The organism is Streptomyces sp. CA-294286, from assembly GCF_050947155.1.
Classification (GTDB): domain Bacteria; phylum Actinomycetota; class Actinomycetes; order Streptomycetales; family Streptomycetaceae; genus Streptomyces.
Genome location: NZ_CP192005.1, coordinates 3,416,369 through 3,430,521 on the forward strand (window position 1 = coordinate 3,416,369; position 14,153 = coordinate 3,430,521).

At 71.5% G+C, this 14,153-nt stretch carries 10 protein-coding genes and 1 pseudogene; 7 read left to right on the forward strand and 4 right to left on the reverse strand.

Translation table 11 applies throughout. The features are described 5' to 3' along the window. Nucleotides 1-55: 55 nt before the first annotated feature. From ACQPZG_RS19955 to ACQPZG_RS19970, 4 genes are all read left to right on the forward strand, one after another. Complete coding sequence (locus ACQPZG_RS19955; RefSeq protein WP_433547095.1) at nt 56-2,671, forward strand: bifunctional FO biosynthesis protein CofGH; 2,616 nt, start codon at nt 56-58, stop codon at nt 2,669-2,671. Between the two features lie 206 nt (nt 2,672-2,877). Further along, complete coding sequence (locus ACQPZG_RS19960; RefSeq protein WP_433547096.1) at nt 2,878-3,393, forward strand: hypothetical protein; 516 nt, start codon at nt 2,878-2,880, stop codon at nt 3,391-3,393. A 75-nt stretch (nt 3,394-3,468) separates the two neighbouring features. Continuing rightward, a complete protein-coding gene (locus tag ACQPZG_RS19965; RefSeq protein WP_433547097.1) occupies nt 3,469-4,905 on the forward strand; it encodes a flotillin family protein in 1,437 nt (478 codons plus the stop codon). 113 nt (nt 4,906-5,018) lie between these two features. Then, a complete protein-coding gene (locus tag ACQPZG_RS19970; protein WP_433547098.1) occupies nt 5,019-6,230 on the forward strand; it encodes an ADP-ribosylglycohydrolase family protein in 1,212 nt (403 codons plus the stop codon). A gap of 397 nt (nt 6,231-6,627) precedes the next feature. Here ACQPZG_RS19970 and ACQPZG_RS19975 read toward each other — a convergent pair. Then, nucleotides 6,628-6,915: pseudogene (locus tag ACQPZG_RS19975) on the reverse strand (SDR family NAD(P)-dependent oxidoreductase); the annotation flags it as partial. Nucleotides 6,916-6,997: 82 nt separating this feature from the next. On the opposite strand from ACQPZG_RS19975, the gene ACQPZG_RS19980 reads away from it, so the two are divergent. Next, nucleotides 6,998-7,837, forward strand: a complete 840-nt coding sequence (locus tag ACQPZG_RS19980; RefSeq protein ID WP_433547099.1) for a hypothetical protein — start codon at nt 6,998-7,000, stop codon at nt 7,835-7,837. A 120-nt stretch (nt 7,838-7,957) separates the two neighbouring features. Here ACQPZG_RS19980 and ACQPZG_RS19985 read toward each other — a convergent pair whose 3' ends face one another. The 3 genes from ACQPZG_RS19985 to ACQPZG_RS19995 all read right to left on the reverse strand — a co-directional run bounded on the left by ACQPZG_RS19985 (nt 7,958) and on the right by ACQPZG_RS19995 (nt 10,327). After that, nucleotides 7,958-8,164 (reverse strand): DUF397 domain-containing protein, encoded by a 207-nt coding sequence (locus tag ACQPZG_RS19985; protein ID WP_433547100.1) that lies wholly within the window; start codon nt 8,162-8,164, stop codon nt 7,958-7,960. 197 nt (nt 8,165-8,361) lie between these two features. Beyond that, nucleotides 8,362-9,237: a helix-turn-helix domain-containing protein gene (locus ACQPZG_RS19990; protein WP_433547101.1), complete on the reverse strand. Its 876-nt coding sequence runs from the start codon at nt 9,235-9,237 to the stop codon at nt 8,362-8,364. Between the two features lie 295 nt (nt 9,238-9,532). Further along, nucleotides 9,533-10,327 carry a GOLPH3/VPS74 family protein gene (locus tag ACQPZG_RS19995; RefSeq protein WP_433547102.1) on the reverse strand — a complete coding sequence of 265 codons (795 nt, stop codon included), beginning with the start codon at nt 10,325-10,327 and terminating at the stop codon, nt 9,533-9,535. Between the two features lie 206 nt (nt 10,328-10,533). On the opposite strand from ACQPZG_RS19995, the gene ACQPZG_RS20000 reads away from it, so the two are divergent. Both ACQPZG_RS20000 and ACQPZG_RS20005 read left to right on the forward strand, forming a co-directional pair. Beyond that, nucleotides 10,534-13,401, forward strand: a complete 2,868-nt coding sequence (locus tag ACQPZG_RS20000; RefSeq protein ID WP_433547103.1) for a D-alanyl-D-alanine carboxypeptidase — start codon at nt 10,534-10,536, stop codon at nt 13,399-13,401. A gap of 405 nt (nt 13,402-13,806) precedes the next feature. Next, nucleotides 13,807-14,010 carry a cold-shock protein gene (locus ACQPZG_RS20005; protein WP_185029111.1) on the forward strand — a complete coding sequence of 68 codons (204 nt, stop codon included), beginning with the start codon at nt 13,807-13,809 and terminating at the stop codon, nt 14,008-14,010. Nucleotides 14,011-14,153: the final 143 nt, after the last annotated feature.

The window sequence follows — 14,153 nt, forward strand, 5'->3', positions numbered from 1 at the left end:
GTCTAACGCCCCCGCATCCCGAACGTCACGTGCACGTCGAACGTATCCTCGGGGGATGACCAGCTCCGCAGCGCAGCCCCCCCGCCAAGGTCCGACGGAGAACGCCATGCGCCGGGCCCTCAGACGCGCCCGGGACGGAGTCGCCCTGGACGTCACGGAGGCGGCCGTGCTCCTCCAGGCGCGCGGTGACGACCTCAGTGATCTGTGCGCGTCCGCGGCGCGGGTGCGCGACGCGGGACTCGAAGCGGTGGGACGGCCGGGAGTCATCACGTACTCCAAGAAGGTCTTCATCCCGCTGACGCGGCTGTGCCGCGACAAGTGCCACTACTGCACCTTCGTCACCGTCCCCGGCAAACTGCGCCGCGCCGGTCACGGCATGTACCTCTCCCCGGACGAAGTCCTCGACATCGCCCGCGCCGGAGCCGAAATGGGCTGCAAGGAAGCCCTGTTCACGCTCGGCGACCGCCCCGAGGACCGGTGGCCCGAGGCGCGTGAGTGGCTGGAGGCGGAAGGGTACGACGACACCCTCGCGTACGTACGGGCCATGGCCATCCGCGTCCTGGAGGAGACCGGGCTGCTGCCGCACCTCAACCCGGGCGTCATGACGTGGACGGAGCTCCAGCGGCTCAAGCCCGTCGCGCCGTCCATGGGGATGATGCTGGAGACCACCGCGACCCGGCTGTGGTCCGAGCCCGGCGGCCCGCACCACGGCTCCCCGGACAAGGAGCCCGCCGTCCGGCTGCGTGCCCTTGAGGACGCCGGGCGCTCCAACGTCCCCTTCACCACCGGCATCCTCATCGGCATCGGCGAGGACTACGAGGAGCGCGCCGACTCCCTCTTCGCCCTGCGCAGGACGGCCCGCGCCTACCACGGCATCCAGGAAGTCATCGTGCAGAACTTCCGCGCCAAGCCGGACACCGCGATGGGCAGGATGCCGGACGCGGAGCTGGAGGAGCTGGCCGCGGCCATTGCCGTCGCCCGGCACGTCCTGGGGCCGGCCGCCCGCATCCAGGCCCCGCCGAACCTCGTGGACGACGAGTACGCGCTGATCATCGGCGCCGGCATCGACGACTGGGGCGGCGTGTCCCCGCTGACCCCCGACCACGTCAATCCCGAGCGCCCGTGGCCGCACATCGAGCAACTCGCCGAACGCACCCGGGAGTCCGGCTTCGAACTGCGCGAACGCCTCACCATCTACCCCGAGTTCGTCCAGCGCGGCGAACCGTGGCTCGACCCTCGGCTGATCCCCCACGTGTCCGCCCTCGCCGACCCCGGCACGGGACTCGCCCGGCCGGACGTCCGGCCCTCGGGCCTGCCCTGGCAGGAGCCCGACGAGGCGTTCACCGCCGCGGGCCGCACCGACCTGCACCGCACCATCGACACCGAGGGCCGCACCGGCGACCGGCGCGACGACTTCGACGCCGTGTACGGCGACTGGGAGGCCCTCCGCGAGGCCGCCGCACCCGGCATGGTGCCCTCGCAGCTCAGCGGCGACGTCAGCCGCATCGACGGCGAGGTGAAGGCGGCGCTCTCCCAGGCCGCTGCCGATCCGACGAAGCTGACGGACGCCCAGGCGCTCACCCTGCTGCACGCCGACGGACCCGCGCTCGACGAGCTGTGCCGGATCGCGGACGCCCTGCGGCGCGACGTGGTCGGCGACGACGTCACGTACATCGTCACCAGGAACATCAACTTCACCAACGTCTGCTACACCGGCTGCCGTTTCTGCGCCTTCGCACAGCGCCGCACGGACGCCGACGCGTACACGCTCTCCCTCGACCAGGTCGCCGACCGGGCCGCGCAGGCGTGGGACGTCGGCGCGGTCGAGGTCTGCATGCAGGGCGGCATCCACCCCGACCTGCCCGGCACCGCGTACTTCGACATCGCCAAGGCCGTCAAGGACCGCGTACCGGACATGCACGTGCACGCGTTCTCACCGATGGAGGTCGTCAACGGGGCCACCAGGACCGGGCTGTCGTTCCGCGAGTGGCTGACCGCCGCCAAGGAGGCCGGCCTGGGGTCGATCCCCGGCACCGCCGCGGAGATCCTCGACGACGAGGTGCGGTGGATCCTCACCAAGGGCAAGCTGCCGACCGCCCAGTGGATCGAAGTCGTCCAAGCGGCCCACGAGGTGGGGCTGCGGTCGTCGTCCACGATGATGTACGGGCACGTCGACCAGCCCCGGCACTGGCTCGGCCACTTCCGGACGCTGGCCCGCATCCAGCAGGAGACCGGCGGCTTCACCGAGTTCGTGACGCTTCCCTTCATCCACACCAACGCGCCCGTCTACCTCGCCGGCATCGCCCGCCCCGGGCCGACCGTCCGCGACAACCGGGCCGTCACCGCCATGGCCCGCCTGCTCCTGCACCCGCACATCACCAACATCCAGACCAGCTGGGTGAAGCTCGGCGCGGAGGGCGCGGCGGAGATGCTGCGCTCGGGCGCCAACGACCTCGGCGGCACGCTGATGGAGGAGACCATCTCCCGGATGGCCGGGTCCAGCTACGGCTCGTACCGCTCCGTCCAGGACCTCGTCGCGATCGCCGACGCCGCGGGCCGGCCCTCGCGGCCCCGCACGACGCTGTACGAGGAGGTGCCGCAGGAGCGGGTGGCGGCGGCGCACGCCTCGGACGGGCACCTTCCGGAACTGCTGCCCGTACTGGGCGACTGAACAGGAACCGCGCGCCCGCGCGGGGGCGTCGTCGCTGGTGCGGTGACGCCCCCGCGGGGCTCTCCGCACCTTGATCGTCCACCGCTCGGCGTCCGGCATCAAGAACGTGTAAAGATTGCCGGTACCAGGCAATGTCGAATGTCAGTGCTTCGTGCGACGCTTCGGTCACGTCAACGGATCGGCGCGTACGGAGGGAAGGAGCACGCATGACACTGTTTCTCGGTCTCGGCATCGCGGGCATTGCCCTGCTGCTCTTCGCGTTGGTCTTCGACGGGCTGCTGGAGAGCCTGTTCGACGGTTTTTCCGCCATGGAGGGACTGTTCGACGGGTGGCTCTCGCTGCCGGTCATCGCCGGGTTCACGGCGATGCTCGGCTTCGGCGGCGCGATCACGCTGGGCACCACCGGCCTCGGTGCCGCCGCCGCCACGGGGGTCGGCGTCGTCGCGGGGGCCGGTGCTGCCTGGCTGACGTGGAAGTTCAGCCGGGCCCTGATGCGGGACCAGACCGACGCGACACCGCGCGGCACGGACCTGATCGGAAGCTCGGGCTCGGTCGTCACGGCCATCCCGGCCGGGGGGTACGGCGAGGTGCTCGTCCACCTCGGCGGACAGCCGGTGAAGTACGCGGCGAAGAGCGAGACGCCGGTGGCGCGGGGCGCCGAGGTGTGGGTGGAGTCGGCCCTGTCGACGACCTCCCTGGCCGTACGTCCCGTCGAACGCTGACCCCGCCCTCGCCCGTCCGTAGCACCGCGCGCCCCGTCCATTCGTCACCGCACACCCATCACGAGGGATCTGCCCATGAGCCCAGTCGCACTCGCGGTCGTCGGAGTCGTCGTACTCCTCGTCCTGCTCGGCCTCGTCGTCGTCACGCGCTACAAGGTCGCCGGGCCGAGCGAGGCGTTCATCATCACCGGGCGGCGCGGCAAGAAGTCCACCGATCCGGTCACCGGCCGGACCATGACCGACAACAGCGGCCAGAAGGTCGTGGTCGGCGGCGGCGTCTTCGTCGTCCCCTTCGTCCAGCAGAAGTTCACGCTCGACCTGTCCAGCCGGCACATCCCGATCGCCGTGCGCGGCGCGGTCACCCTGCGCGGCGTCAAGGCCAACCTCGAAGGCGTCGCGATCGTCAAGGTCGGCGGCAACGAGGACGCCATCCGGGCCGCCGCCCAGCGCTTCCTCCAGCAGCAGGACGGCATCGTCGGCTTCACGCAGGAAGTGCTCTCCGGCGCCCTGCGCGCCATCGTCGGCCGGATGTCCGTCGAGGACATCATCCGGGACCGGGCCGCGTTCGCCGGTCAGGTCGCCGAGGAGGCCGAGGCCAGCCTGTCCGGGCAGGGCCTCATCCTGGACGCGTTCCAGATCCAGGACATCACCACCGAGGGCTCCTACCTGGAGGACCTGGGCCGGCCCGAGGCCGCCCGTGCCCGCCAGGAGGCCGACATCGCCGAGGCCATCGCCAAGCGGGCCTCCGAGCAGGCCCGGCTGAAGGCGGCCGAGGAGATCGCCATCGCCGAGCGGACCTTCTACCTCAAGCAGGCGGAGATCCGCGTCGAGACCGAGGCCGCCGCCGCCAAGGCGAACGCCGCGGGCCCCCTCGCCGACGCCGCCCGCCAGCAGGAAGTCCTCGCCGAGCAGGAGAAGGTCGCCCAGCGGCAGGCCGCCCTGACCGACCGCGAACTCGACACCAAGGTCCGCAAGCCCGCCGACGCCGCCCGCTACCAGGCGGAGCAGGAGGCGGAGGCCCGCAAGGTGGCGCTGGTCAAGGAGGCCGAGGCGGACGCCGAGCGCTCCCGGCTGACCGGTGAGGGCGAGAAGCTGCACCGTGCGGCGCTCGCCGAGGCCGTGCGCATCGAGGGCGAGTCCGAGGCCGCCGCGATCTTCGCGAAGGGTTCCGCGGAGGCCGAGGCCATGCAGAAGAAGGCGGACGCGTTCGCGCAGTACGGCGACGCCGCCGTCATCCAGATGCTGGTGGAGGCGCTGCCGCAGGTCGTCGCGAAGGCGTCCGAGCCGCTGAGCGCCATCGACAAGATGACGGTGATCTCCACGGACGGAGCCTCCCAGCTCTCCCGCACGGTCACCGACAACGTCGCCCAGGGCATGGAACTGCTCAGCTCCACCACCGGCGTCGACCTCGGCGAGCTGCTGAAGGGCATCGCGCAGAAGAAGGGCGGCCCCGCGGCGGAGCCGGCCACCGCGTCCACCACTCCCAACGGTCAGATCCCGATCACCGACTGACCCGGCCCGAGCGACCAGCTGCACACAACTGACCGACCGTGGCTCCTCAGGACCCGTAACCGATCGTTACGGGACCTGGGGAGCCACAAGTCGATCGGCTACCGTGGCGCGCCATGAGCAGCAGTCGTGCCAGCAGTGCGGCAGCCCCCACCGGCGCCCCCGCCCATGCCCCCGCCGGCCCCGCACCCTCGCCCGGCGCCTCCGGCACCCCCGGCGGAACGGCCGCCGTCGTCTGGGGCCGCGCCGAGCAGCAGGACTTCCGCAGCCGGGTGCGCGGCGCACTCCTCGGCGGGGCCGTCGGCGACGCGCTCGGCGCGGCCGTCGACCCGCTGCCCCTCGCGGAGATACGCCAGGCGCACGGCCCCACCGGAGTGCTCGACCTGCTGCCCGCGTACGGCAGACGCGGCGCGATCACCGCCACCACCCAGCTCACCCTCTTCACCGTCGACGGCCTGATCCGCGCCCAGGTCCGTCGCGACACCGGCGCCTGGCATCCGCCCACCGACCTCCACCGCGCCTACCTCCGCTGGTCCGCCACCCAGCACGACTGGGGCCCCGACGAACGCCGCGCCGACGACGGCTGGCTGGCCCGCGAGGAATGGCTCTACCAGCGCAGGTCACCGGGGCGCGACACGCTGGGAGCCCTCCGGGAGCCCACCATGGGCACCCTGGCGGACCCCAGGAACCCCGACTCACCGGACCCGGCCGCCGTCGCGCGCTCCGCACCCTTCGGGCTGCTGGTCGGCTGGGAACCGCAGCTCGTCTTCCAGCTCGCCGCCGAATGCGCCGCCCAGACCCACGGCAGCCCCGCCTCCCTCCTCGCCTCCGGGGCGTTCGCCGTCCTGGTGCACGGCCTGACCCGCGGCGAGGGCCCCGCCACGGCCGTCCAGCGGGCCCTGGCACAGCTCGCCGCCCGCCCGGGGCACGAGAGCGTGACCGCGGCGCTGGGGGCCGCCCTGGACGCCGTACGGCAGGGCCCGCCCACCCCGGAGCAGGTCACCGGCCTCGGCGACGCGCGGACGCCCGAGGGGGTCCTCGCGGTGGCGCTGTACTGCGCGCTCGTCGGAGCCGACCTCCGGCACGGGCTGCGGCTCGCGGTCAACCACGACGGGGCGTCCGCCACCACCGGCGCGCTCTGCGGGGCCCTGCTCGGCGCGATGCACGGCGAGACGGCCCTGCCGCCGGACTGGGTCGCGGAGCTGGAGGGGCGGCCCACCGTCCTGGAACTCGCCGACGACTTCGCGATGGAGATGACCCAGGGCCCGGCCCTGCACGGCCCGACGACGGGCGCACCCGGCTGGCTGGCCCGCTACCCGCGCGCGTGAGCCCGGACCTCCCGTACCCGCCTGCTCGCCGCCCACGAGCCACCGCCGCCGGTTGCACCGCTGCGGGGCCCGCCCCTGCCGGGCCTACCGCCGCGGGGCCCCTCTGCCGGGCCTACCGCTGTCGGACGCACCGCTGCCGGGCCTACCGCTGTCGGGCCCGCCCCTGTCGGACTCGCCGCTGCCGGGCCCGGCGTGCCACCCGCGCGCGTCTGCCCGCGCTCCGCGGGGCGGTGCTTCCGTACGGTGCGGTCCCGGTGCTCCCGTCGGCTTCGTGCGGCACGCCGTACCCCTAACGCATCACCTCGCCCAGGTGGACGTTGGGGCGACGGGTGCAGCCAGCGCTGCCCGGAGTGTGGTCGGCGACGGTGATGGGGCCGTTGCCGGTGTCGACGTCGGCGTGCGTGTCGTGCGCGGCGACGTGGACGACCGCGTCGATCGCGCCGAACCTCGCCACGGCCAGCTCCGCGAGGCGCAGGCAACTGTCCTCGTCGGTGATGTCCGCGACCCGGTACGCGGTCCGCTCGCCGTCCGGGTCCAGCTCCGCCGCGCAGGTGGCCAGCCGGTCCTCGGTGCGGGAGCCGAGCACCGCGTTCCCGCCGTCACGGAGCACTGCGGCGGCGACCTGGCGGCCGAGCCCCTCGCCCACCCCGGACACGACGACGGTCTTTCCCTCGACGAGCGCCACGACGGCTGCCTCCGACCTCTGGAAGTGGACCTGACGGTACGTCAGAGTAGGGAGCCGGCAACGCACTTGGAAGGAGCACGGCATGGGCGAGGACACCCGCAGTGAGGTGTACGCGGAACTGGCGGCCGTCGGGCCGTACGGAGCGAAGCCCGGCCACGCCCTGATCACCATGGTGGAACCGCATCCGGGCCAGGAGCGCGCGTACAACCGCTGGTACGAGGACGACCACTTCGTGGCGGGAGCGATGGCGATGCCCTGGATGTTCGCTGGACGGCGCTGGGTCGCCACCCGCGACCTGCAACTCCTGCGCCGCCCGGCCGATTCGGCGGTGGCCCGGCCGGTCACCACCGGCTGCTACCTCAGCACGTACTGGGTCACCGAGGGCCGCTACGACGAGCACATGCGGTGGACCGTCGCCATCAACAAGCGCCTGAACCGCGACGACCGCGTCCATCGGGCCCGCACCCATGTCTTCACCGCGTTCCACGACCACGAGACGACCGTCTACCGCGACGGCACCGCCGGTCCGCGCGACGTCCACGCCCTCGACCACCCCTACCGGGGCCTGGTGTTGGAGGTCGTCGACGCTCCCTCGCCGGAGCGGCGCGGGGAGCTGCTCGCATGGCTGCGGACCGAGCACCTGCCCGAACGGCTCGCCGGGTCACCGGCCGCGATGGTCACCGTCTTCGCGCCCACGCCGCTGCCGGGGGACCGAATGACGTACGTCAAGCAGGTCGAGGGTCTCGGCACCCGGCTGACACTGCTGTGGTTCCTGGAGGGGGACCCGCGCGAGCAGTGGCGGGAACGCTTCGGCGGACTGGGGGAGGCGGTCGCCGGAACGGGGCTCGGGCGGGTGGAGCTGGTGGCGCCGTTCATCCCGACGGTGGTGGGGACGGACCGCTACGTCGACCAGCTCCGCTAAGTGCTGCGCGACGGGGTGGCGACGACGAGGAGCCCCCTCGGCCAGGACGGCGGGCCGGTCGAGAGGGCTCTGCGGTCGTACAGGTGGTGTGCCTGTGTGGCGCGCTCGTCGCTCGGCGCGTCAGCGGCTGAAGGAGCCCTGGCCGACTTCCGTGATGAACGAGGTCCACGAACCGGGGACGAACGAGATCGAGGGTCCCTCGGGGGCCTTCGAGTCCCGCACGTCGATGGCGTGCACCGCCGGGGACTTCACTTCCACACACGCTCCGTTGCCACCGGAGTACGAGGACTTCGTCCACTCGGCCGTCGCGCCCTTGAGAATTGCCATGTCCCTACCGCCTTCACCAGTCGTGCGTCGGTCATCTTTCGAGCTGCCAACGAGCTTGCTTGGCGTGATCGACGCTACGCCTCAACTCCGCTGTCCACAGGAGTCGTTCACTCGACCGGATGGCATATTCCGGAGGCTCTACCGGCGATACGGGTGCAGGGTGTACGGTACGCGCCCGAGCTTGTCGGGTCGATGGGTCAGGCGGCCGGTTCCCCGCTCGCGTACCGCTTGGCGATCTTCTCGATGTGCCGCTGGGACTCCTCCGTGCTCAGCGCCTTCGCCCTCAAGTGCTCGTACATGCCGGTGTACTTCTGCACGTCGGGCGTCTTCTCCAGGTACAGGTCGCTGGTCACGCCCTCGATGTAGACGACGCTGGAGTCGGTCGTCTCCGGGAACTCCAGGATCGCGTAGTGACCGCTGAGCCCGGTGTGCGCACCCGCGCTGAACGGCAGTACCTGGATGGTGACATGGGGCAGCTTGGACAGCTCCTGCAAGTGCTCCAGCTGCGCCAGCATCAGGTGCCGGTCGCCGACCACCCGGCAGAGTGCCGCCTCGTCGATCACCGCCCACAGACGCAGTGGCGAGGTGGTCGTGGTGATGCGCTCCTGCCGGCGCAGCCGGACGCCGACGCGCTTGGCCCACTCCTCCGGCGTGGTCTCGGGCAGGCTGCCGGAGATGACCGCCTCCGCGTACTGCGGCGTCTGGAGCAGGCCGGGCACCACCTGCGGCTCGTACACGCGCAGGTTGTCGGCGTCGGTCTCCAGGCCGATGTACACGCTGTACGGGATGTCGCCGAACGCGTGCCACCAGCCCTGCTGACGCGAGTCCTTGGCCATCTGCATCAGCGACTCGACGACCCTCGGATCCTCCACCTCGTACACCCCGCACAGGTCGCGGACGTCCCGCGGGCTGATGCTGCGACGGCCGTTCTCCAGTCGGCTGATCTTCGACTGGGAGACCAGGAGCCGCTCGGCGACCCCTTCCGCCGTCATGCCCTTCAACTCGCGGAGCCGACGCAGCTCCTGACCGAGTCGGCGTCGCCTGACGGTGGGATTGACATTGGGGGACGCCACGGAACTGCACCTCCGGCTACGTGCTGCGCTTGTCTCTTGACCAGCAGACTGCCACCAACTTGCGCGGGCGCGCTGGTAAACGACAACACAGGGTGGGGCGACGGGCACGCATCCGTACCGGCACGGGCCGTGGAAACGCGCACGCGCGGGGCGTCGGGGCCGGCCCCCTCACGGACGGCCGGCCCACATGCCCCGCGCGCCGGGTGCGGCTCCGAGCCGGGTCCCGGTGGGACGACGGACGGTGCGGCGGTGTGCAACGGGTGGTGCTTTCAGTGCCTGTTCGGCGTGCGGTGCGTCAGTGGGCGACCGCCCTCGCCATGCTGCCGCGGTGCGGCTGGTGCTGCATGGCCAGAGAGGTCGGCCGCTCAGACGGATGCGTCGGCTGACGCGTGCCTCCGCCGCCGTTGCCGCCGCCCGGACCGCCCGGAGCACCGGAGGTGCCGGGCGCGGCACGGCGCGGCTGTGCGGCCACGCCGTTCTGGACGTCCATCACGGCATGCGCCACGAGTCCGCCCATCGGGTCGTGCCGAATCAGGTCCCGCAGGCGGGACCTGGACGACCGGCCCTCATTGCCGGGGTACAGGTGCTTGCCGAGCCCCACTGCGTGAGCGAGCGCGGCGAGCGCCGCGGTCCGCGGGTCCGGCGGAACGCCGGTGCGGATCGCACTGTCCAGCCGGGCACGGATGTCCCGGCTGATTGCCGTTTCCGTCGCCTGATAGCGAGTCGTCGGCAAGACCCCGCACATCTGTCCCGAGACGGCATGCACCATGCCGCACCGCTCCAGGTGCGCGAGATAGATCTGGCGCAGCCCCAGCCGGGGCCCGCCGATCCAGTGGACCGCCCGAACCGGACTGCCGCGACGGCGCAGCAGTTCCAGTGCGGAGTCCAGTGTCGGATCTCCGGTCGGCCGTGGCATCACCACGGCGATACGATCCCCGTCAGGGGCTATCCGTCCTGCCAGAGCCAGCTCCACTAGCTGTGCCCCGGCCAGGCCGAGGTCGAGCGACTGCGGCTGCGCTGTGGTACCCGTTGCCGGGTCCAGAGCGAGCAACAGAAGCTCCTCCGGAATTGTTCTGCGGCTCCTGCCCATCCATGCCTCCCCGCGTGGATGAATGACAGGGTGACCCCTCTCACATTCATCTGTCGAGAGTGCCTGAGTGCTTTGGACGGGAACCAGTAGGTATGTCGTTCTCGTCTAGCACATGGGTCCGGTGCCCGTAGCGGGACACTGGTTCATGGATCGGACAGGCGGGGGGCGGCCCCCGTACACGGCGTGTTGGCGTTCAGGAGGCATCGGTGGCGGGCGAGTCCCCCGGCAAGTCGGAGCAGCGGAAGTCGTCGGGGGAGACGGCTGACAACGAACGCGATCCCCGGCTCGCGATGTTCCGCGAGACGTCGCCGAAGCCCCCGGAACGGGCTGCGGACGACCCCGTGCGCGCGGAGACGGACGCGTCCCCGGACGAGGCCGCCGTCCCGGACGTACGGGCGGACCACGCGTCCGGGCCCGTACCCGAACCGGACTCCGCCGCGGGAGCGCAGGCGGCGAGAGGCACCGACGGCGACGACGGCCCGCCCGTAACAGACGACGGTCCGCCCGTGACAGCGGCGGAAGCCGACGCGGAACGTGACGCCGAGCAGGCGAAGGGCTCCGGACCGGCTGAGGCCGGCGAGCCCGACTCCCGGCTTCGTGCGGCGGTGGCCGCCTGGGTCGCCACCGCGGACGAACCCGCCGGGGACGGGACGGTCACCGCGGACGACGATGCCTCGGCCGATCCCGTGGCGGCCGACCCGGCCGCCGGTACGGGGAAGCCCGCGCCCCGGAAGCGGGACGCGGCCCTAGGGGCGGCAGACGACCGGGCCGACGCGGACGAGTCGGAGAGTGTGGCCGGTTCCGGCTCCCGTGCCGGTGCCGAGGGGGCGGAGGGCGCGGCCGATGCCGGCCTTTCCGTCATCCCCGCAGCGACCGGAGCCGACGACGCCCCGGCGGGAACGGAGCCGGAGGAGCAGCAGGAGCCGCGCCCGGCCGACGATTGCCCGGCCGGTACCGAGGGTTCCGCCGCGACGGCGGACAGCGGCGACACGGCCAGCGCGACCACGCGCGGCGCGACGGGGGGCAGCTCGACCACGGACCGGGCGACTGGGGCCAGCACGACCTCGCACGGGGCGACGGGGGGCAGCTCGTCCGCGGGCGGCGCGTCCGCGGGCGGCTCGACTGGGGGCGGCTCGTTCAGGGACAGTTCGACCACGGCCGTGTCCAGCGCGGACGCCGACGCCCTGGACACCGAGGATGCCGCGCCCGAAGACGGCGCGACCGAGCCCGCCGCGGCCGAATCCGCCTCCGTCGAGCCCGCTGGCACACGGGGCGATGCCTCCGCCGAGCCCGTTCCCACCAAGGGTGGCGATTCCGCCGGGGGCGGTGCCGGTGACGGTGGCGCGGGGGAGGACCGCGGTGGGATCGATCAGGCCACCGCCGTCTTCAAGGCCGTGCCGCCCGCTCCGGCAGCCGAGGAGGTCGATCAGCCGACGGCCATGCTCAAGCTCCCCGCCAAGGACCCCAAAAACCCCGAGAACCCCAAGGGCGGCACGGGAGCCAAGCCGGAGTCGGACGTCGAGCGGACCAGCACGTTCGTACCGCTCAAGCCCGCCGACGTACGACCGGCCGGCCCGCCGCGCAGGCCCGGGGAGACCGCCGCACAGCCGGGGCAGCCGGCCAGGCCGGACCGGACAGGGCAGCAGCCCGGCCCGGGGGCCCGTACGGGGGAGCAGGCGCGTCCCGCGGACCGGCGGACCGGACCGGCAGCCGCGGGAACCGGCGCGGGAGCCGGTGCCGCAGGGCTTCCGGAGGCCGAGCGGACCAAGCAGCAGCCGTTGCCTCCCAAGCCGCCGCTCGACCTGCTCGCCGAGCTGACCAACAAGCCGGCGCCGCCGGAGACCCCGGTGCGGACGACCGTGCGCCGGGTCAAGATCTGGACGCCGCTGCTCCTGCTCCTGGTGATCGTCTTCGCGGCCGTGCAGCTCCTGCGTCCGCCGCCGGAGACCGAGCTGGAACTCAGCGCCACGCCGTCGTACACCTTCGAAGGCGGCAGGACCGAGATGCCGTGGCCCGGCGAGGGGCAGTCGGCCATCGAGGTCGAGGGCGTCGGCAGCCTGGGTACCGAGGGCCCGCAGAAGCCCGCGCCGATCGCGAGCGTGGCGAAGGCCATGACCGCGTACGTGATCCTCAAGGACCACCCGATCAAGGGCAAGGAGAACGGCCCGAAGATCAAGGTCGACCAGCAGGCGGAGGACGACGGCAAGAAGGGCGACGAGTCGACGGCGCAGGTCAAGGCGGGTCAGGAGTACACGCAGCGGCAGATGCTCATGATGCTGATGATCCCGTCGGGCAACAACGTGGCGCGGCTGCTGGGCCGTTGGGACGCGGGTTCGGAGGAGAAGTTCGTCGAGAAGATGAACGCCGCCGCCCAGGACCTCGGTATGACCAACACCAAGTACACCGACTCCAGCGGTTTCGACACGGGCACCGTGAGCACCCCGGTGGACCAGATCAAGCTGGGCCGGGCAGTGATGAAGAACGACGTCTTCCGCGAGATCGTGGACATGCCGGAAGTCGAGATTCCGGGCCTGCCGAAGAAGATCTACAACAACAACAAGATCCTGCTGAAGCCGGGTGTCAACGGCATCAAGACCGGCTCGACGACCCCGGCGGGCGGCAACCTGCTGTTCACGGCGAGCACGGTCGTCGACGGCGAGACGCGCAGGATCATCGGCGCGGTGATGAACCAGAGCAGCGGGGCGCTGCTGAACGACAAGCTCGACAAGGCGATCTTCGACAGCCTGAAACTGATCCAGAAGGCCCAGGAGGCCGTCACGTCGGCGACGGTCGTCAAGAAGGGCGACGTCGTCGGGTACGTGGACGACGGGCTCGGCGGGCGGACGCAGGTCGTCGCGACGAAGGACCTCAAGGCGGTGGGCTGGCCGGGTCTGAAGGTGGACCTCGCGATCGGGGCCGCGGCCGGCAAGTCCGTGCCGCACACCGGCAAGAAGGGCGATGTGGTCGGGGAGGTCACCGTCGGTACCGGGCCGGGGCAGGTCCGGGCACCGGTTGCCTTGCGGAGCGACCTGGCGGAACCGGGCTTCGGCGCGAAGCTGACCCGGGTGGGGTGATGCGGTCGGTGTGGGGGCGCGGGTGACGTACGTACGTCACCCGCACCCCCGCACCCCCGCGCGCTCCGGGCGTCGGCGCCGCCACATCGGTGCGGCGAAGCAGGTTAGGTTCGCGCCCTCGGGGGTACATTCATCCGCGCACTCCGCGGGGTGGCAGGGCGCGAACGAACTTCTTCAATTCTCGCCGTGCCGAGAGGCTCGCGGCATGCTACGGTTTTAGTAGTTGCAGTTGTGGTTCCCGAAAAGACTTACAAGTGCTCTCCTCGGATTCGTCACATTCGTCTCCGTTGGGCGCACTTTTCTTTTGTATTTCCGGTGCTTTTCTCCCGGACGGGGTCATCATCGCGCGACGTGGGACATGCACAGTGTGTGTTCCCCGGGTTTTCACCCCGAAGGAGATTTGACATGGCTACTGGCACCGTGAAGTGGTTCAACTCGGAAAAGGGCTTCGGCTTCATTGAGCAGGACGGCGGCGGCGCCGACGTCTTCGCCCACTACTCGAACATCGCCACCTCTGGCTTCCGTGAGCTCCAGGAAGGCCAGAAGGTGAACTTCGACGTCACGCAGGGCCAGAAGGGCCCGCAGGCGGAGAACATCACCCCCGCCTGATCATCGGCTTCGTGCTTGATCAGCGGTGACAGCGCGGCTGGGACCTGCACCTCGGGTGCAGGTCCCAGCCCGTTTTTGCGCCCGAGGGAATGAAACGGGTCCGTTCGTTGTTCATACGAACCGGACCTACTTTTCGTTTTTAA